At 60.1% G+C, this 18,123-nt stretch carries 17 protein-coding genes; 7 read left to right on the top strand and 10 right to left on the bottom strand.

Annotated elements, in window-relative coordinates:
- Nucleotides 1-2 precede the first annotated feature (2 nt).
- Nucleotides 3-443 carry a very short patch repair endonuclease gene (locus IPJ76_00595; protein ID QQR86757.1) on the top strand — a complete coding sequence of 147 codons (441 nt, stop codon included), beginning with the start codon at nt 3-5 and terminating at the stop codon, nt 441-443.
- On the opposite strand, the gene IPJ76_00590 is transcribed toward IPJ76_00595, so the two are convergent.
- From IPJ76_00590 to IPJ76_00560, 7 genes are all read right to left on the bottom strand, one after another.
- The gene (locus IPJ76_00590) at nt 440-934 is read right to left on the bottom strand and encodes a hypothetical protein (GenBank protein QQR86756.1); all 495 of its coding nucleotides are present in this window, start codon (nt 932-934) and stop codon (nt 440-442) included. The two genes, IPJ76_00595 and IPJ76_00590, sit on opposite strands and share 4 nt — an antisense overlap.
- Nucleotides 935-939: 5 nt before the next feature.
- Nucleotides 940-1,428: a hypothetical protein gene (locus tag IPJ76_00585; protein ID QQR86755.1), complete on the bottom strand. Its 489-nt coding sequence runs from the start codon at nt 1,426-1,428 to the stop codon at nt 940-942.
- Between the two features lie 20 nt (nt 1,429-1,448).
- Nucleotides 1,449-2,015, bottom strand: coding sequence for an RNA polymerase sigma factor (locus IPJ76_00580; GenBank protein ID QQR86754.1), 567 nt, complete (start codon nt 2,013-2,015; stop codon nt 1,449-1,451).
- A gap of 157 nt (nt 2,016-2,172) precedes the next feature.
- Nucleotides 2,173-3,132, bottom strand: coding sequence for a transketolase family protein (locus tag IPJ76_00575; GenBank protein ID QQR86753.1), 960 nt, complete (start codon nt 3,130-3,132; stop codon nt 2,173-2,175).
- Nucleotides 3,133-3,135: 3 nt separating this feature from the next.
- Complete coding sequence (locus IPJ76_00570; protein ID QQR86752.1) at nt 3,136-4,536, bottom strand: VWA domain-containing protein; 1,401 nt, start codon at nt 4,534-4,536, stop codon at nt 3,136-3,138.
- A gap of 3 nt (nt 4,537-4,539) precedes the next feature.
- The gene (locus IPJ76_00565; protein ID QQR86751.1) at nt 4,540-5,403 is read right to left on the bottom strand and encodes a transketolase; all 864 of its coding nucleotides are present in this window, start codon (nt 5,401-5,403) and stop codon (nt 4,540-4,542) included.
- A 177-nt stretch (nt 5,404-5,580) separates the two neighbouring features.
- Nucleotides 5,581-5,943: a hypothetical protein gene (locus IPJ76_00560; GenBank protein QQR86750.1), complete on the bottom strand. Its 363-nt coding sequence runs from the start codon at nt 5,941-5,943 to the stop codon at nt 5,581-5,583.
- A gap of 207 nt (nt 5,944-6,150) precedes the next feature.
- Between IPJ76_00560 and IPJ76_00555 the strand changes: the two genes are divergently transcribed.
- Nucleotides 6,151-6,762, top strand: a complete 612-nt coding sequence (locus IPJ76_00555; GenBank protein ID QQR86749.1) for an outer membrane beta-barrel protein — start codon at nt 6,151-6,153, stop codon at nt 6,760-6,762.
- Between the two features lie 71 nt (nt 6,763-6,833).
- Here the strand turns inward: IPJ76_00555 and IPJ76_00550 are convergent, their stop codons facing one another.
- Nucleotides 6,834-7,550, bottom strand: a complete 717-nt coding sequence (locus IPJ76_00550; protein QQR86748.1) for a methyltransferase domain-containing protein — start codon at nt 7,548-7,550, stop codon at nt 6,834-6,836.
- Between the two features lie 63 nt (nt 7,551-7,613).
- On the opposite strand from IPJ76_00550, the gene IPJ76_00545 reads away from it, so the two are divergent.
- A complete protein-coding gene (locus IPJ76_00545) occupies nt 7,614-8,063 on the top strand; it encodes a MarR family transcriptional regulator (protein QQR86747.1) in 450 nt (149 codons plus the stop codon).
- On the opposite strand, the gene IPJ76_00540 is transcribed toward IPJ76_00545, so the two are convergent.
- Nucleotides 8,064-10,652 carry an ATP-dependent Clp protease ATP-binding subunit gene (locus IPJ76_00540; GenBank protein ID QQR86746.1) on the bottom strand — a complete coding sequence of 863 codons (2,589 nt, stop codon included), beginning with the start codon at nt 10,650-10,652 and terminating at the stop codon, nt 8,064-8,066.
- 386 nt (nt 10,653-11,038) lie between these two features.
- On the opposite strand from IPJ76_00540, the gene gyrA reads away from it, so the two are divergent.
- Entirely contained in the window at nt 11,039-13,627 is a 2,589-nt protein-coding gene (gyrA, locus tag IPJ76_00535; protein ID QQR86745.1) for a DNA gyrase subunit A, read from the top strand.
- A gap of 18 nt (nt 13,628-13,645) precedes the next feature.
- On the top strand, nt 13,646-14,830 hold the full coding sequence (locus IPJ76_00530; protein ID QQR86744.1) for a hypothetical protein: 1,185 nt from the start codon (nt 13,646-13,648) through the stop codon (nt 14,828-14,830).
- Nucleotides 14,831-14,887: 57 nt separating this feature from the next.
- Here IPJ76_00530 and crtI read toward each other — a convergent pair whose 3' ends face one another.
- Entirely contained in the window at nt 14,888-16,450 is a 1,563-nt protein-coding gene (gene crtI, locus IPJ76_00525) for a phytoene desaturase (GenBank protein ID QQR86743.1), read from the bottom strand.
- Nucleotides 16,451-16,551: 101 nt separating this feature from the next.
- Between crtI and IPJ76_00520 the strand changes: the two genes are divergently transcribed.
- Together IPJ76_00520 and IPJ76_00515 are read left to right on the top strand one after the other, a co-directional pair.
- Nucleotides 16,552-16,824 carry an acyl carrier protein gene (locus IPJ76_00520; protein ID QQR86742.1) on the top strand — a complete coding sequence of 91 codons (273 nt, stop codon included), beginning with the start codon at nt 16,552-16,554 and terminating at the stop codon, nt 16,822-16,824.
- Nucleotides 16,821-18,119, top strand: a complete 1,299-nt coding sequence (locus IPJ76_00515) for a hypothetical protein (GenBank protein ID QQR86741.1) — start codon at nt 16,821-16,823, stop codon at nt 18,117-18,119. Before IPJ76_00520 ends, IPJ76_00515 begins: the two co-directional genes overlap by 4 nt.
- Nucleotides 18,120-18,123: the final 4 nt, after the last annotated feature.

Raw genomic sequence — 18,123 nt, 5'->3', positions numbered from 1 at the left:
CGATGCCTGTGGTGCGCGCTTACCTCCGTGACGGCCGTGCCCCTATGCCCACCGACCCGCGCGTGAGCGCGCAGATGAGCCGCATCCGTAGCAAGAACACGGGACCGGAGAAAGCGATGCGGGCAGCCTTAAGCGCGGTGGGCGTGCGTGGTTATCGACTGCATTTCGTCAAGGCACCGGGCAAACCCGACATCGCCTTTGTCGGTCGGAAGGTGGCTGTGTTCGTGCACGGCTGCTTCTGGCACCAGTGCCCGCATTGCCAACCACCGCGGCCGAAGACGCACAAGAGCTGGTGGCGCAAGAAACTGGACCGGAACGTGGAGCGTGATGCCGAGAAGCGCAAGGCGCTGAAGAAACTTGGATGGCGCGTGCTCACCGTTTGGGATTGTCGGCTGAAGCAAAGCCCACAACGGGAGGTGGCGCGTGTGCAGCGGGTGCTTTAGCGACGTCCGCCGGGGCGGTTGCCGTGGCCACCACCACCTTCGCGACGGTCGCGCAAGCGTCCGAGCAACTCGCGCAGGAAGTCGCGCTCCGCCTTGGCCAGCAACATCGTCTTGCGTGCACCGATCACCTTCTTGAATTCTGCGCTGTACTTCTTGCGGATGTCGAGCTCGCGCTGTTGGTTGGCCAATTCCTTGTCGATGGCCGCTTCGGCCTCTGCATCGGTGATGTCGGCGTCCTGTTTCAACGACCGGCGTGCTTCACGGCGCTCCCTGCGCAAGGCTTCGAGCTCCTTGTCGTACTGGTTGTACACCGGCCAGAACTTCTGCGATTCCTCCGGTGTCAGTTCCATCTTGGTGGTGAGGTAGGCCGTTTTCTGGGCTTTGATCTCCTTCATGCGTTCCTCGCTCAGCGGCGGCAGTTCGTCGTCCTGTGCCACGGCTGGCAGAGCAGGCGAGAGGAGCACGAAGAGGATCAGAAGGTGTTGCAACACGCGTTTCATAGTTCGTTGATGAGTTCGTTGAGGTCAGGGTGCTCGTTTTCCAAGTAGCTGAGCAGCTCGTCGTCGGTAAGCCCGGTGCCCAGCGTCAGGGCTGATGCGGCGCCATCCACGGAGAGGGCTGTGAAGAGAACTTCTTCGTCCAGCACGTCCAGGTCATCCTCTGTCGGCAAAACGTCCACGGTGGCGATCGCGCTGTCCGTCGTGGGTCGTTCACGCAGGAACCACCACGCACCGATGAGCACCAGCACCACGGGTGCGGCAATGGCCAAACGCCACACCAAGGGGAACCGTCGGCCTCGGTCTTGCTGCGCAACCTTAGCCTGCACCGCATGCGGAAGTTGATCGAAGAAGTGCGGCGGAACCACGAACGGATCGGCTTTGGGGAGCCCGAACAGGGTAGGGGCCAAGCGCTGCAACTCCTCGCGCTCCGTCGCGTCATCGCCGCGCCGGAAGTCAGGCTGCTGGTTCGGGTCCATGGGTTCCATCGGAAAGCGGGGATAGGACGTCAGTCGTTCGGGTTGGTTTGATCCGCCACCACCCACTGTTCGATCTTCTTCACAGCGATATGGTAGGTGGCCTTCAAGGCGCCAACGCTCGTGCCGGTTATGCCGTGGATCTCCTCGTACTTCTTTCCATCGAAGTATTTCATGATGAAGACCGAGCGCTGCTTGGGCGGCAGCTTCATCACAGCACGTTGCAGGCGTTCCTGTATCGCATCGCCGCTGAAGTGCTCGCTTTTGTCCAAGGTGCCCGTGAGGCGCTCAGTGACCGTGTCGCTGCTCACGAAGATCGCCCTGTTCTTCCTGTTCAGGTGGTTGATGCTCTCGTTGTGGGCAATGCGGTACAGCCAACTGTAGAGATGGCTGTCTTCGCGGAAGTTCACCAGCCCATGCCAGGCCTTGATGAAGGTGTTCTGCAAGACATCCTTGGCATCGTCCGGATCGGTGACCATGCGCCGCACGAAACCGTAGAGCCGCTGTTGATGCTGTCGCATCAGGAGATTGAAACCATAGTTGCGCGACTGCTCATCGCGGAACAGGGCCAGAAGCTCTTTGTCACTGAGTTCGCTCATGGGGCCTCACCCTGCCCTCTCCAATGTAGAGGGTGAAATGCTCTCAGGTGAAGAACAAAGGGCAATGCAGTCATCTGGTCACACTGGCTTCGGCGTTGGCACAGCGTTGTTCCTTCTGCTCTGACCCCTCTCCTTGGGTGAGGGGCAGGGGTGAGGTTCACTTCCGCGCCATCACCCGCTTCACCGCTGCCACCACGTCCGGTGTGTCCAGCCCGTACTTCTTCAACAACTGGTCCGGTGTTCCGCTCTCGCCGAAGCTGTCCTTCACCGCCACGAACTCCTGGGGTTTGGGCATGCGCTGCGCCAGCACCCGGGCCACGCTTTCGCCCAAGCCGCCGTACATGTTGTGCTCCTCGCAGGTAACCACGCATCCCGTCCTGCCTACGCTCTTCAAGACCGCCTCTTCGTCCAAGGGTTTGATCGTGTGCATGTTGATCAGCTCGGCGCTGATCCCTTGTGCCGCCAGTTCTTCCAAGGCCTTCACCGCTTGCCACACCAAGTGGCCGCACGCGATGATCGTCACATCGCTGCCCTCGGTCATCACATCGGCCTTGCCGATGGTGAAGGGACGATCGGCCGCCGTGAACACCGGCCACTTCGGGCGCCCGAAACGCAAGTAAACCGGGCCATCGTGCTCGGCAATGGCCATCGTTGCCGCCTTGGTCTGGTGGAAGTCGCACGGAACGATGACCGTCATGCCCGGTAGCATCTTCATCAACCCGATGTCTTCCAGGATCTGGTGGGTGGCGCCGTCCTCGCCGAGCGTGAGACCAGCATGGCTCGCACAGATCTTCACGTTCTTGCCAGCGTAGGCAATGCTCTGGCGGATCTGATCGTAAACGCGGCCGGTCGAGAAGTTGGCGAACGTGCCGGTGAAAGGAATGAGGCCTCCGACGGTGAGCCCGGCCGCAACACCCATCATGTTCGCTTCAGCGATGCCCGCTTGGAAAAACCGGTGCGGGTAGGCCTTGGCGAAAGCATCCATCTTCAAGCTACCGGTGAGATCGGCGCATAAGGCCACCACACGATCGTTCTTCTTGGCCACCTCCATGAGGCCGGCACCGAAGCCACTGCGGGTGTCTTTGTTGTCGAGGACGGGGAAGGCCGTTGCGTTCATCGGTCAGAGGTTGAGGGTGGTGCTGCGTCCGGGTTGTATGCTGAAATCCTTGGTGATGCTGAACTCCGTACGGCGGGCGTTGTCGCTACGGTAGATCAGCTGGTACTCGCCCGGCAACAAGCGGAACTGTTGCTGGGTGCTGCGTGTGTCGAGGTCGGTTACCCACTGCAGGCTGCTGCCGGTCTTCAGGAAAACCGCGCCAGCACCGGGTGCAGCCATTTGCGCATTGAACACGCCCGGCTGCGGGATCACAACGGGCGTGGTCTTGTCTTGAACGATCACCACATCGTTCACCCGCATCCTTGGTAGGGTGAGGATCTCGAGGTCGTACGTGCCGGTCCGATAGCGCTCTTCGCTACCCATGTGCTGCACATGCAGGATGCTGTCGGCATCGTTGGGGTGCACGATGCACGGGATCACATTGGCATCGTTCCAGCCGATGTTGTTCGGGATGCCTTCCACCTTGAGTTCCAAGGTGCCTTGCCCGGCACTCACGGGGATCTTGTTGTGGATGCCTGGGCTCAGCTTCACATCGTTGCGTTCCACTGAAGGGATCGTGTGCACGACCAGCCGATAAGTGAAGATCGGGTCTATGCTCAGCGTATCCGGCAAACCTCTCTCGTTCATCGTGTGCACCAGATGGTGCTTCAACGCTCCGGTCTTCTGGTCGTAAAGGGTGATGGGCACATCGGTTTCCGTAGGCGTGCCATCATCGGTGAGCAGGTCGATCTCTGCAGTGGTGCTGTTGAGCGCCTGGGTCACCACTACTTGAAGCACCTGCTCGAAGAGCTCTGGCGTGCTGGCATCGTAGTAATTGCCAACGCATTGCAGGCTGTACTTCTGGCCGTCCTCCAGCCCCACGCCGATCACGAAAGGCTTCAGCACGATGCCCTTTGCTTGCAGCGCCCGGCTTACCGCGCAGGGATCCTCGTCGCAGGCCTCGATGCCATCCGTGATGAGAATGATGATGTTGCGCACAGGTCTTCCACCTCGTTCGAGCGGGGGAAAGTCACCACCGGACCTTTCCAATGAACGCGCGATCGGTGTTGTGCCGAGGCAGCGCACACTTTCCAATGTCCGCTTGATGGCCGGGATCGTGCTCGGCCCGAATGGCACTTCCAAGCGGGTGTCGTCGCAATCCTGCTTACCGGCTTCAATGCGCGTCTGGTGGCCATAGAGGCGCAGTGCGATCTCCAGGTCGGGTTGCCCTTCCAGTTCCGCCAAGCTCTTCAGGAGCAGATGCCGAGCCGTATTGATCTTCGGTTGATTGCCCCAGAACGCGTTCATGCTGTTGCTTGCGTCCATCACGAAGAGCATCCGCGTCAGCGGTCGTGCGGGTTCATCCTGTGCTTGCAGAAGCAGCGGGACGGCCAGGAAGAGAAGTATCGGAAGTCGGATACGCACGGGTCAGTAATCACCTAACGTTTCGGGCAGCTGCGCCAGTGCTTTGGCCAGCTGATCGTCGTTGGGGGGAATACCGTGCCATTCGTGGCTGCCCACCATGAAGTCCACGCCCTGGCCCATCTCGGTGCGCATGATGATCATCACGGGCTTGCCCTTTCCGGTGCGCGTTTTCGCATCGGCCAAGACGCTGATGAGGTTCGACAGGTCATTGCCTTCGGCGCGAAGGACATCCCAGCCGAATGCCCGCCATTTGGCCTCGAGGTCGCCAAGGTCCATGACGTCCTTCGTATCGCCATCGATCTGCCGTCCATTGGCGTCGATGGTGCTGATGAGGTTGTCCACCTTATTGTGCGCAGCGAACATGGCAGCCTCCCAGATCTGGCCTTCCTGCAGTTCGCCATCGCCATGCAGCGTGTATACAAGGCGATCGTCATGGTTCAACTTCTTGGCAAGTGCTGCACCGATACCCACGCTGAGCCCTTGGCCCAACGAGCCGCTTGCCATGCGCACACCCGGCAGACCTTCATGGGTGGTGGGGTGCCCTTGCAGACGTGAGTCGAGTTTGCGGAAGGTCTTCAGTTCGCTGATGGGGAAGTAGCCGCTCCGCGCGAGAACGCTGTAGAACACCGGGCTGATGTGGCCGTTGCTCAGGAAGAAGATGTCTTGGCCCTTGCCATCCATGTCGAAGGCCTTGGGATCGTGCTTCATCACATGGAAGTACAGTGCGGTGAAGAACTCCGTGCAGCCCAAGGAGCCGCCTGGGTGACCGCTTTGAACAGCGTGCACCATACGCACGATATCGCGTCGTACCTGGGTGCAGACCTGCTGCAAATGGGCGATGTCCGCAACGGAAGCCGTTCGGGTCATGGGTTCTGGGAGCATGTGCGGTGAGCTGCCGCGAAACTATCCGGGCACCCCCGCAGGCCCCGCCGATCGTTGATAAGAGAGCGGAGGTGTGGATAAAGAGGGAAGGGCGCTGCAAGCGCCGCCCCCGGAAGGAGCGCGTTGCAAACGCGCTCCGGTGAAGCGTGGATAATGAACAGGCTAACTCGTGAACAGCTGCTTCACATCATCCTTGCTCAGTTCCACGAAGGTGAAGATGCCCAAAGCCGTACCGAACGGGAAGCTGAAACAATCCAGGCCAGCGGCAACCATGACCAACGTCCGTCCTTTGCGTTTGCCAATGTTCCGGGCGGCGAGAATGTTCAACACGGCGACCACTAGAACGAACAACGTTATCAGGCCGCCGACGACACCCATAACGGTGCCCACCACCGCGGGCGCCACGTCTCCGTTCGCGTGATCGGCCACTGCATCGCTGTTCAGGAACATGCTCAGTCCACCGAAGACCAAGAACAGCACCAGCCCACCAAGCAGTTGCAAGGCACCGTAGATGTAGTAGAGCACCTACAGGGTTCGTAGGTTGTTCTAAATGGATACGTGGGTTTGTTGGGTCGAACGCTGGATCGAACAGGACGTGACGGCGTTTTCCTCCTTCAGTGGTGCTGGGCGTCCGTCATCGGAACCAGTGACGTTCGGCGGCGCTGGCATCATAACCACCGGTCGCGTGGCACAGGGCTTGCCAACCCCGCCTCGCGGACAGAACCGCAAACCATGAAGAAGCACATTCTCGCCTTCGCACTGATGGGTGCATCGGCAGCCGCCAGCGCCCAGTTCCAAGTGAACCCGCAACTGGGGCTCAATTTCCAAACGCTTACCAACCCGCCAGCCGGTATCGATTACGCCGCACGTGCAGGTTACTCCTTGGGCGTCGACTTCCGCATCGGGAACCGGCTCTACCTGCAACCCGGTGTTGCACTTGGCCGCAGCAGCACCTTCTTCCAGTACAACGACAGCACTTTCTCCGAAGGCAAGGTGGTGCGCAACAACCTCAAGCTGAAAACGCTCGTTGGTTACCGCATTATCGACAATTACCAGTTCGACCTGCGTTTCGGGATCGGTCCCAGCTACGATGTGCTCCTCAGCAACGATGTGAAGGACACAGAGATCGCGTGGAACGAAGGCGACTTCAACAAGGGCAGCTGGAACCTGGACGCAGCGCTCGGTTTCGACATGGGCATCGTGACGGTAGAGCCCGGTGTGAGCTTTGGCCTAACCCGTGTGTTCGAGGACAACCCGACGGTGGGGCAGATCGACAGCCGCTACCTGACCTATGGGTTGACCGTGGGCATCAACATCGGCGACGACGATAAGAACGACGACTAGAACCAAGCGATCGTTCCAAAACAGAAGGCCGTTGCATTGCAACGGCCTTCTGTTCTCACCGGGTCAGATCCTCACTGTTCCTGCATAGGGCCCGGCTCGCTCTCCGCACCTTCCACATAATCCTGCGCGAAAAGAATGTACTGATAGGGCAGGAGGTCGCCGCGGGCACCCATATCGCTGTATTCGTACTCGCCCAGTTCGTCCATCATCTGGGAGTCGCTCATACGCTGCGACACTGGCGGGCCAACGGGAGTTTCGGCCACGAGAAAGTCGATGATGTAAACCGTTTTCGGCGACTTGGTGCCCAACCTCACCTTCTGCATGTAGCTCTTGCGGTCCTGAATGGTCGTGTACCGGTTGAACATGAAGGTCAGGTCGGCCTCGTTCATTTCAAGACCGGTTTCACCCGGGGCGACCTGACGGATCTCCATCCGTTGGTCGTCAAGGCCGAGCTCGGCCTTCTTTTGCCGCATGGCCGCAATGTTCGCTGGATCCGTATCCACCGCGATCACCTTGGCCGCGCCGGCCTTCACCATGTGGAAGGCGATGTATCCGTCGCCAGCGAATAGGTCGGCCACCACCTTGCCCTGTATGCCACCCATGGCGCGGAACACTTCCTGAGGCCGCTGCCAGTTGTCCCGCGGGTCGCCCTGCGAACCGTTGTCGGACCGGGAAGCGGTGCCTGTGCCCGCCGGAGCTGTGTCAACGCCTTGTGCTGGTTGATCAGTTGCGCCGCACGCAACAAGCAGTAACGAAAAGGCGACGACAAAGGCCTGTGTGGGTTTCATGGTGGGTTCTAAAGGGCCGAAAATAGAGGGTGTCGAACCGCACAAACCTAACTTCGACCACCGATGGCCATCATCGACGAGGAGATCAAGAGCCGCTTTGAGAGCGAGCAGCACAAGGCACTGCTCAACATCATGTTCACCGCCAGTTGGCTCCGGTCGCGCCACAATGCGGTCCTCACGCCTTCAGGGTTGAGCATGCAGCAGTACAACATCCTCAGGATCCTGCGTGGCGCGCAAGCCCCTGTGAACATGCAGACCGTGAAGGAGCGGATGGTGGACCGGGCACCCAACGCCACCCGACTGGTGGACAAACTGATCGAGAAAGGGCTCGTTCAGCGCGAACGCGCTACTGACGACAGGCGCGTGGTACATCTCAGCATCACCCTGACCGGTCTTGAGCTTCTCGGCAGGGTGGATGAACTCGTGCGGGGCGATATCGAAGCGACCAATGCGAACTTGTCCATCGAGGACGCGACCGTGGTCAATCGCGTCCTCGACAGGATGCGCGGTTGATCAGGCTTCGGTAGCTGGGGGCAGCTCCTTACTGTCTTCGCCCTTGCCCACCTTCTTCTTGCCCTTGGTCACCTTTATCGAGACATCGGTCTTTTCCTTGTTGAGGCCCACGCTGATCTTATCGCCTTCCTCAACGTGCTGGTTGATGATCTCCTCGGCCATGGTGTCCTCAACGTATTTCTGGATGGCACGCTTCAGGGGACGGGCACCAAAGCGCTCGTCGTAGCCCTTCTCGGCAAGGAAATCCTTGGCTTCGTCGGTGAGCTTCAGGTCGTATCCCAGTTCGGCGATGCGCTTGTACACGTTCGCGAGCTCGATGTCGATGATCTTGTGGATGTCCTCGCGCTTCAGGCTGTTGAACACCACGATGTCGTCGATACGGTTCAGGAACTCCGGAGCGAAGGCTTTTTTCAGGGCCTTCTCGATGACGCCCTTGTTGTTGTCCTCGGTCTGTTGTTCACGTGCTTGAGTACCGAAGCCGACACCCTTCCCGAAGTCCGCCAGGTCACGGGCCCCGATGTTGCTCGTCATGATGATGATCGAGTTCTTGAAGTCGATGCGACGGCCAAGACTGTCGGTCATCTGCCCATCGTCAAGTGCTTGAAGCAGAAGGTTGAAAACATCCGGGTGTGCCTTTTCGATCTCGTCGAGCAATACGATGGCGTACGGGCGCCTGCGCACCTTCTCCGTGAGCTGGCCGCCCTCTTCGTAGCCCACGTATCCCGGAGGAGCACCGATCAAGCGGCTCACGGAGAACTTCTCCATGTACTCGCTCATGTCGATGCGGATGAGCGCCTCGTCCGTATCGAACAGGTAGCGGGCCAGTTCCTTGGCCAGCTGTGTCTTCCCAACACCGGTAGGGCCCAGGAATATGAAGCTGCCGATGGGGCGGTTAGGGTCCTTCAAGCCTGCGCGGTTACGCTGGATGGCTTTTACCACCTTCTTGACCGCTTCCTCCTGGCCGATCACCTTACCAACCATTTCCTCACGCATCCGCTGGAGCTTGCCGCTCTCCTTTTCGGCAATGCGGGTAACGGGGATGCCGCTCATCATGGCCACTACTTCGGCCACGTTCTCCTCGGTGACGGTGGTACGGTGGCTGCGGCTCTCTTCTTCCCAAGCCTTCTTGGCACGTTCCAGTTCCTCCTGCAGCAGGCGTTCCTTATCGCGGAGCTTGGCGGCTTCCTCGTAGCGTTGGCTGCGCACCACCTTGTTCTTCTCCTCCTTCACCTCCTCGATCTTGCCTTCCACATCCAAAATGGTCTTGGGCACCACAATGTTGCTGATGTGCACGCGGCTACCGGCCTCGTCCAAGGCGTCGATGGCCTTGTCGGGCAGGTGGCGGTCCGTGATGTAGCGATTGGTGAGCTTCACGCAAGCGGCGACAGCCTCGGGCGTGTAGTTCACGTTGTGGTGATCCTCGTATTTCTCCTTGATGTTGTTGAGGATCTGGATGGTCTCGTCGACACTGGTCGGTTCAACGAGCACCTTCTGGAAGCGGCGTTCCAAGGCACCGTCCTTCTCGATGTACTGGCGGTATTCGTCCAGCGTGGTGGCACCGATGCATTGGATCTCGCCGCGCGCCAAGGCTGGCTTGAACATGTTGCTGGCATCGAGGCTGCCACTGGCACCGCCCGCTCCCACAATGGTGTGGATCTCGTCGATGAACAGGATGACATCCGGGCTGTTCTCCAACTCGTTCATCACCGCCTTCATGCGCTCCTCGAACTGGCCCCGGTACTTGGTGCCGGCGACCAGGCTGGCAATGTCCAACGCCACGATCCGCTTGCCGAACAGCACGCGGCTCACCTTGCGCTGGATGATGCGCAGGGCCAGGCCTTCCGCTATGGCGCTCTTGCCCACGCCGGGCTCCCCGATGAGCACGGGATTGTTCTTCTTCCGGCGGCTGAGGATCTGGCTCACGCGCTCGATCTCCTTCTCCCGGCCCACAATGGGGTCCAGCTTGCCATCTTCTGCAAGCTTGGTCAGGTCGCGGCCGAAGTTGTCCAGCACGGGCGTCTTGCTCTTGCTGTCGCCCTGCTTGCGTTGGCCGCCGCCACCTCCGCTTCCCCCACCTTGGAAGCTGCCACCATCATCATCGTCGTCGTCGGTGGCACCGCTGGCCTTGGGTCGTTCAGGCTTGGGGCTATCGGCTTTGATCGTGTCCACCTCGTGTTTAACGCTTTCGTAGTCCACTTGCATTTTGTTCAGGGTGCGGGTGGCCAGATTGTCATCATCCTTCAGGATGCTGAGCAGCAGATGCTCCGTTTCGATCTGCTGGCTCTTGAACACCTTGGCCTCCAGGAAGGTGATCTTGAGCATTTTCTCGGCCTGTTTCACCAGGGTGATCTTGTCCTTGTCGGTGGGTTGGATGGCGCTGGCCGGCTCCATCCCGTTCTCCACGGTCTTGCGGAGCTGGTCCACGTCCACCTCCAGTCGCCGGAGGATCTTCACCGCGTTGCTGTCGCTTTCGCGGATGAGGCCCAGCAGGATATGCTCGATCCCGATGAAGTTGTGGCCCAAGCGCAAGGCTTCCTCGCGACTGAAGGAGATGACCTCCTTCACCTTGGGAGAGAATTTCGCGTCCATATCGTTCGCTCTTTGTTTGGCCCGGAGGTGGTTTCCGCCCGTCACCGTACAACGCCCAAAGTAGGCTACCACCCGGCGGGGGCAAGCTATCCTAGGGGTTCGGCGGCGACTTTTTGAGGTGCGGTCCTTTTATCCACACCAACGTGTGCGGTTGTGGAAAAATGTGAACGGTGCATCCTAGGGGGCAGGCTACTTTCGGGCGCCTTTTCGGGAGGGGGTGTTCAAGCTTCAAGTCCCAAGTGTCAAGCTTCAAGCCATAACGGTGGAGCGACAACTTGACGGCCATGGAACGAGGACGCCCGTTCGACCTGTAAAACGCAATGGCGGCCGCTGGGATGCGGGTGCCTTGGAACTTTGGACTTGGAACTTGAGACTTGAAGCTTGACATGGCAGACGGAGAGAAGATCATTCCGATCAACATAGAGAACGAAATGCGCACGGCCTACATCGACTACTCGATGTCGGTGATCGTGAGCCGGGCCCTCCCGGACGTGCGTGATGGCTTGAAGCCCGTGCACCGCAGGGTGCTGTTCGGTATGCAGGAACTGGCCGTGTTCAGCAACCGGCCCTACAAGAAGAGCGCGAGGATCGTTGGCGAGGTGCTCGGGAAGTTCCACCCCCACGGCGACGGCAGTGTTTACGACGCCATGGTGCGCATGGCCCAGAGCTGGAGCCTGCGCTACCCGCTGGTGGACGGCCAAGGCAACTTTGGCAGCTTGGACGGCGACCCGCCGGCAGCCATGCGCTACACCGAGGTGCGCTTGCGCAAGATCGCCGAGGAGGTGATGGCCGATCTGGACAAGGAGACGGTGGACATGCGGCCCAACTTCGACGATACGCTCGAAGAGCCCACCGTGATGCCCACGAAGATCCCGACGTTATTGGTGAACGGCGCTGCGGGTATCGCCGTGGGTATGGCCACCAACATGCCGCCGCACAACTTGAGCGAGGTGTGCGACGCCACCATCGCTTACATCGACAACAAGGACATCGACACGGCGGGCTTGATGGAACACATCAAGGGCCCCGACTTCCCCACGGGTGGTGTCATTCATGGCATCGAAGGCGTGAAAGAGGCCTACGAGACCGGTCGTGGGCGCATCGTGCTGCGGAGCCGGGCGCATGTTGAAGAAGACCCGAAGACGGGCCGCGAGACCATCGTGGTGACCGAGGTGCCCTACCAGGTGAACAAGGCGCTTCAGCTCGATAAGGGCGTGAGCGAACTGGTGAACGAAAAGAAGATCGAAGGCATCAGCGCGGTGGACGACTACAGCGATCGCCAGGGCATCCGCATGACCTACGAGGTGAAGCGGGAGGCCATGGCGAGCGTGGTGCTGAACCAGCTCTACAAGCACAGCGCCAACCAGATCAGCTTCAGCGTCAACAACATCGCGCTGGTGAACGGCCGCCCCATGCTCCTCAAGTTGAAGGACATGATCGCACGGTTCGTGGACCACCGCCATGATGTTGTGGTGCGCCGCACCAAGTTCGATCTGCGCAAGGCCGAGGAACGTGCCCACATCCTGGAAGGTCTGCTCATCGCGCTGGACCATCTCGATGCGGTCATCGCCCTCATCCGTGCCAGTCAAACACCCGATGAAGCACGGGATGGTTTGATGACCCAGTTCGGTCTGAGCGAGATCCAAGCGCGCGCCATCCTCGATATGCGCTTGCAGCGCCTGACGGGTTTGGAGCGCGACAAGATCCGCGAGGAGCACAGGGCCCTCATGGAACTCATCGATCACCTGAAAGCCGTTCTCGCCGACGAAGGCCTGCGCATGGCCATCATCAAGGATGAAATGCGCGAGGTGAAGGAGAAGTACGGCGATAAGCGCCGCACCCAGATCGTGACGGCCGGTGGCGACATGAGCATGGAAGACCTCATCGCCGACGACGCGGTGGTGGTCACCATAAGCCACCTGGGCTACATCAAGCGCACATCGCTGAGCGAATTCCGCACACAGGGGCGTGGTGGGAAGGGCGCACGTGGTTCAACAGCCCGCGATGAGGACTTCCTCGAGCACCTCTTCGTGGCCACCAACCACAACTACCTGCTCATCTTCACCCAGAAGGGCAAGGTGTACTGGATGCGCGTCTTCGACATCCCCGAAGGCAACCGCCAGAGCAAAGGCCGCGCGATCATCAACCTCGTGCAGCTTGATGCCGACGACAAGGTTGTGGCCTACCTGAACGTGAAGGACCTCAAGAGCGAGGAGTACCTGAACAACCACTTCGTTGTGCTGTGCACCAAGGGCGGCATCATCAAGAAGACCACGCTCGAAGCCTACAGCCGCCCACGCGCCAATGGCATCATTGCCGTGGGCATCCGCGAGGGCGATGAACTGCTCGAAGCGCGCCTCACCAACGGCAACAGCCACGTTATCCTGGCCAGCAGCGATGGACGTGCGGTGCACTTCGAGGAAAGCGATGTGAGGCCGATGGGCCGTGGCGCCAGTGGCGTGCGCGGTATGAACCTGGAAGGCGGAAGCAAGAACAATGAGGTTATCGGCATGATCACCATCGACAAGGCCGAGATCTCCACACGCCAAGTGCTGGTGGTAAGCCAGAACGGCTACGGCAAGCGCTCGGCGATCGTGGATGAGAAGGGCGAATACGAGTACCGCCTGGTGAACCGCGGAAGCAAGGGCGTGAAGACGATCCAGGTGACGGACAAAACCGGCGCGCTAGTGGCCATCAAGGACGTGAAGGAGGATGACCACCTGATGATCATCAACCGCAGCGGCATCACCATCCGCATGGGCCTGAACGAAATGAGGGTGCTTGGCCGTGCCACACAAGGTGTGCGCCTCATCGAGTTGGGCGCCAAGGATCAGATCGCTGCTGTTGCCAAGGTGGACAGTGACCTGCACGAGGAGGACGAAGCGGAGACTTCCACAGGTGATGCACCCAGCGAAGGAGATGGCGAGGCCACCGATGGCACCGAAGTTGCCAACGACGCCCCCGACGAACAATAGGACCGAAACCGAAGGACGATGAAGAAGACCCTTTCGATCGCGCTCATGACCGTTGCCTGCGCCGCGTTCGCGCAGAATTCCAACGTGGTTAGCGCATACAACTACCTGCAGGACGGCGACCTGGCCAAGGCCGCCGAGTTCATTGAGCCCGCCATCAGCAACGAGGGCACGATGATGAAGGAGAAGACCTGGCGCTACCGCGGCGACATCTACCGGCTCATTGCGCTCGATCCGCAGCATGCCGCGCTGAAGCCGCAATTCCCCGATGCCATGCAAAAGGCAGTGGAGAGCTACCTGAAGGCCAACGAGCTGGATGCCAAAGGCAGCTACAAGACCGAGATCGTGCAGAGCCTAGGTGCGTTGCAAGGCGCGAGTTTGAACGCTGGTAACGAGGCCTTCGAAGCGAAGGAGTACGACAAGGCCATTGCACTGTACGCGCAGGCCGAGAAGATCGCCACCACATTCGGACAGAAGGACATTGACGCTGTGTTCAACAGCGCACTGGCCTATGACACCAAGGGCGATCTGGTGATGGCCGTGAAGCGCTACAAGGAGTGCATCGACATGGGCTACCCCAAGGAGGAGGCGCATCGCTACATGGTGACCGCTCAAGAGAAGCAAGGGGATGTGGAGGCTGCCTTGCTTACCGCCGAGGAAGGTGCAGCCAAGTTCCCGGCGAGCAAGGGACTGGTCAAGGACATCGTTTTCCTGAAGTTGAAGGCCGGCCGCCCTGTGGAGGAGGCGCTGACCAGCGTGAACAATGCCATCGCCACGGATCCCGGCGACCCGGTGCTCTACATGCTGCGCGGCAGCATCTATGACGAGTTGAGCAACAAGAAGGACGGGGCCGGTGCGCCAAGCGAAGCCGACCGCGCCAAGTACGTTGACATGGCCGAGGCCGACTACAAGAAGACCATCGAACTGGACCCGAAGAACTTCGATGCGAACTACAATGTGGGCGTGCTTTACAACAACCGCGCAGCCGTCATCACCGAGAAGATCAAGGACATCAAGAGCGACACGGAGTACGAGAAGGCCAAGAAGAGCGTGGATGAAGTGTACTTCAAGGCGCTGCCTTACTTCGAGCGCGCCTACGAACTGCGCCCGGACGACAAGAGCACCATGGAGCAGCTGAAGCGCCTGTATGCCCGCAACGGCAACACGGCGAAGTATGATGAGATGAAAGCCAAGCTGGGCAACTGATCCACTGATCGATCCTGGGAACGGCCGTCACGATGTGGCGGCCGTTTCTCGTTCCGGTCAGTGCCGACAGATCTCTTCCTCCACAAGTCCCGCCGTGATCTTCCCGCTAAGTAAACACAGTGGAATGCCGGGTCCTGGGTGCACGCTGCCCCCACAGAAGTAGAGGTCTTTGATGCGCTTGCTGAAGTTGGGGTGGCGCAGGAAGCTGGCGAACATGCCATTGCTGCTGGTGCCGAAGATGCTGCCGAACGCGCACGACGTAAGCCGCTCCAACGTGCGCGGGTCGAGCGAGTGTTCGCAGGTGATGTGCGTCTCCACATCGGCACCGAGCATCTTGGAGAGCTTGGCAAGGATGGTGGCGCGCGTGGAGCGGACCAGTGCATCCCAATCCTGCCCGGTGTTGTGCGGCACGCTCACCATGGCGTACCAATTCTCGCAGCCCGGGGGCGCGTCATCGGCGTTCACCTTGCTGCTCACGTGCAGGTACACGCTCGGGTCAGGGTGAACGGTGTTCTTGTTGAAGATGTGGTCGTACTCCGAGCGCCCATCGTTGCTCATGAACATATTGTGCAGGTGCAGCTGCGGGAAGGCCCGGTCCATGCCCCAGTGGAACAGGATGACGCTGCTGCTGCGCGGCTGGTCCAGAGCGCGTTTGGGCTTGTGCTGTTCCGGCATCAGCTTGTCGTATACCGTGCGGATGTCGGTGTTGCTGATCACCCGGTCGAACTTCACCGTGCGCCCGTTGATCTCCAGTCCCACGCAACGCTTGTCGATGACCGAGATGCGTTCCACGCGTGTGCCCAGTTGGATCTTCACGCCTTGCCGTTCGGCCAACGCCACAAGGGCTTTGGTAACGGCATGCATGCCACCCTTGGCCGCGTATGAACCGAGTGCGATCTCGTAATAGGAGATGAGGTTGAGCGTGGCCGGGGCCGCGTACGGATTGCTGCCCGTGTAGCCCGCGAACTGGTTCAGCACGGCCGCCACTTTATCATCCTTGAACAACGCGGCGTTCGCCTTGGCCATGGTGGTGAAGGCGCCCACCTTGTGGAAGTTCAGCAGGCCACGCAGCGTAGCCTTGTTGAAGTAGTTCTTCAGTTGGTGCAGCGAGCGTTCCAGGAACACCTCCTCCGTGAGCTCGCGCTTTACGCGGCAACGCTCAAGGAATGTCAGCACGCTCTCGCGCGAAGCCTTGCTGTTCGCCGCGACATCATCCGCGAACTTCTCAGCATCGGCCCACGTCCGGATCACCGATCCATCCTGGAAGAAGTATTGGAACCCGGGGTCGATGCGCACATAGTTGAAGTACGCCCGCGGGTCCTCGCCGCAAAGGGCGAACAGTTCATCGATGTAGCGCGGCATGGTCAGAACCGTGGGACCCATGTCCCAGCGGTAACCGTTCATCCGAAGCTCGCTCAGTTTTCCTCCGGGGTAGTCGTTCGCCTCAATAACAGTGACGTCGTGGCCTGCATGGGCGAGGCGGATGGCTGCAGCAAGTCCGGCCACTCCTGACCCCACAACCGCACATCGGCCTTTCGTGCCATGTGCTTGTTTCCTTGCAGTGCCCGCCTTGCCTGCGTCAAGCACGGGTGGGCGGTCTGCCAGCTCAATACGTTGCATACAGGTGGGTGGGCATCGAAGGGTGGCAAAATAGCGCAAGGCTTTCGCTGGTCTTACGTTCGCGGCCGGTCTGCGGCCCCATCCTGCAGGTTGTTCGATCCATGAACCCCGATCCTGCGACGATCGCACTTGAACTCTGCACTTATCTCCGGGAACGCGTGCTGGACAAGTCGGTGGCTGTGGAGCCGTCCACGCTCTTCTCCGATGTGGGTGTGGACAGCATGTCGGTCATTGAACTGGTGATGTACCTGGAACGCAAACACGGCATCGAACTGCCCGAGACCGCGCTGCAACGCAAGCATCTGGAAAGCGCGCAAGCACTTGCCGATTGTGCCTGTGCGGTGCGGAACGGAACGTTCGTCAGCAACCCATGATCAGGGCTTGGCCGCTCACCGGAGCCGACAACTTCCAAGTGCTGCTGGATCGGCACATGCGCAAGCGCAGCCGGGTCGGGAATGTTGTCCGGTTAGCCCTGGAACTGGATCCATCCGCTGATCTGCGCCTGCTGGCCCAGGGCATAGAGGCCAATCACAACTTCAGGCTGGCTGCGGCACTGCGCTTGCGGCGGGCCACGTTGGTGATGCCCAAGTGGGAGTTCAGCGGTGATGATGCGGGACCGAAGAACGTAGCGCTGCTCGAGAACTGCTCACCGGAAGACCATGTCGCGCTGGTGTTGCAGCGCGACGTTGTTTTTGGCGGATGCCCGGTGCATGTGCAGCTTGTCGGGCTCGCGGATGGCCGCAAACAAGCGGTCATCAGTGCGCACCACGCCCTGTTCGACCAAAAGGGCATGGTGAATTTCGCCCACGCCATCCAACCTGGTGCCCCAGCCTGGCCGAAGGAGTCGTTGTTCCCGGAGCGCGAACGCCAGCACTGGTGGCCGGAGTTCCGCAACACGGTTTACATCATGTTTTACATGCTGGGCTCGCCGTTCTGGTTCATGGCACGGCTGCTCCGTGGGCGGCGCGGTCCCGTCGGCGCTCCGGTGTTCAGCGTTGTGCAGTTCGACCGTGCGCAGGCGGATGCAATGGAAAAGCAGGCTTGGACCCACGGCGCGCGGTTCGGGATGAGCAACTTCAATCTGGCTTCAACACTTGCCGCGTTGCAACGCGTGTTCGATGCACGCGGCGGGAAACCACCTTACTACTGGGTGAGCATGCCCGTGAGCAAGCGCAGGAAGGGAACAGCAGGGCACTTGTTCGGCAACAACCTCACGTTCGTTTTCGCGCGGCTGAAGGACGATTTGGTGCGTGATCGGGTGAAGGCCATCGCCGCCGTTCATGCGCAGGTGAAGCGGCAACTGGCCGCTGACGTGCCCGCTCGCTACACATCCTTGCTGAACTTCTTCCGCCGTGTGCCGCTCTGGTTGTACAGCACCTTGGTGAACCTGCCCATGCGCGGCGACTATGCCAGCCTGTCGTTCTCCGATCTCGGCGATGAAGGTGAAGGCGTGACCTCTTTCGGTGGGGCGCGCGTGCTTTCCGCAGTGGACTATGCCAGCGTTCCTGCGCCGCCCGGTCTCACGGTAACGTTCAAACGGAACAGCAACGGACTTCAACTGGTCATAGGACACGTGCCCGAAGCGTTGTCCGCCGCTGAACGAATGCAATTCCAGACCGACCTTGTGGCCCTGCTCACCGGCAATGGCGGCACCACGGCTTCAACCTGAAACC

The sequence above is a fragment of the Flavobacteriales bacterium genome (assembly GCA_016699575.1).
In the GTDB taxonomy this organism is placed as follows: domain Bacteria; phylum Bacteroidota; class Bacteroidia; order Flavobacteriales_F; family PHOS-HE28; genus PHOS-HE28.
This window is presented reverse-complemented; position numbering and strand designations above follow the sequence as displayed.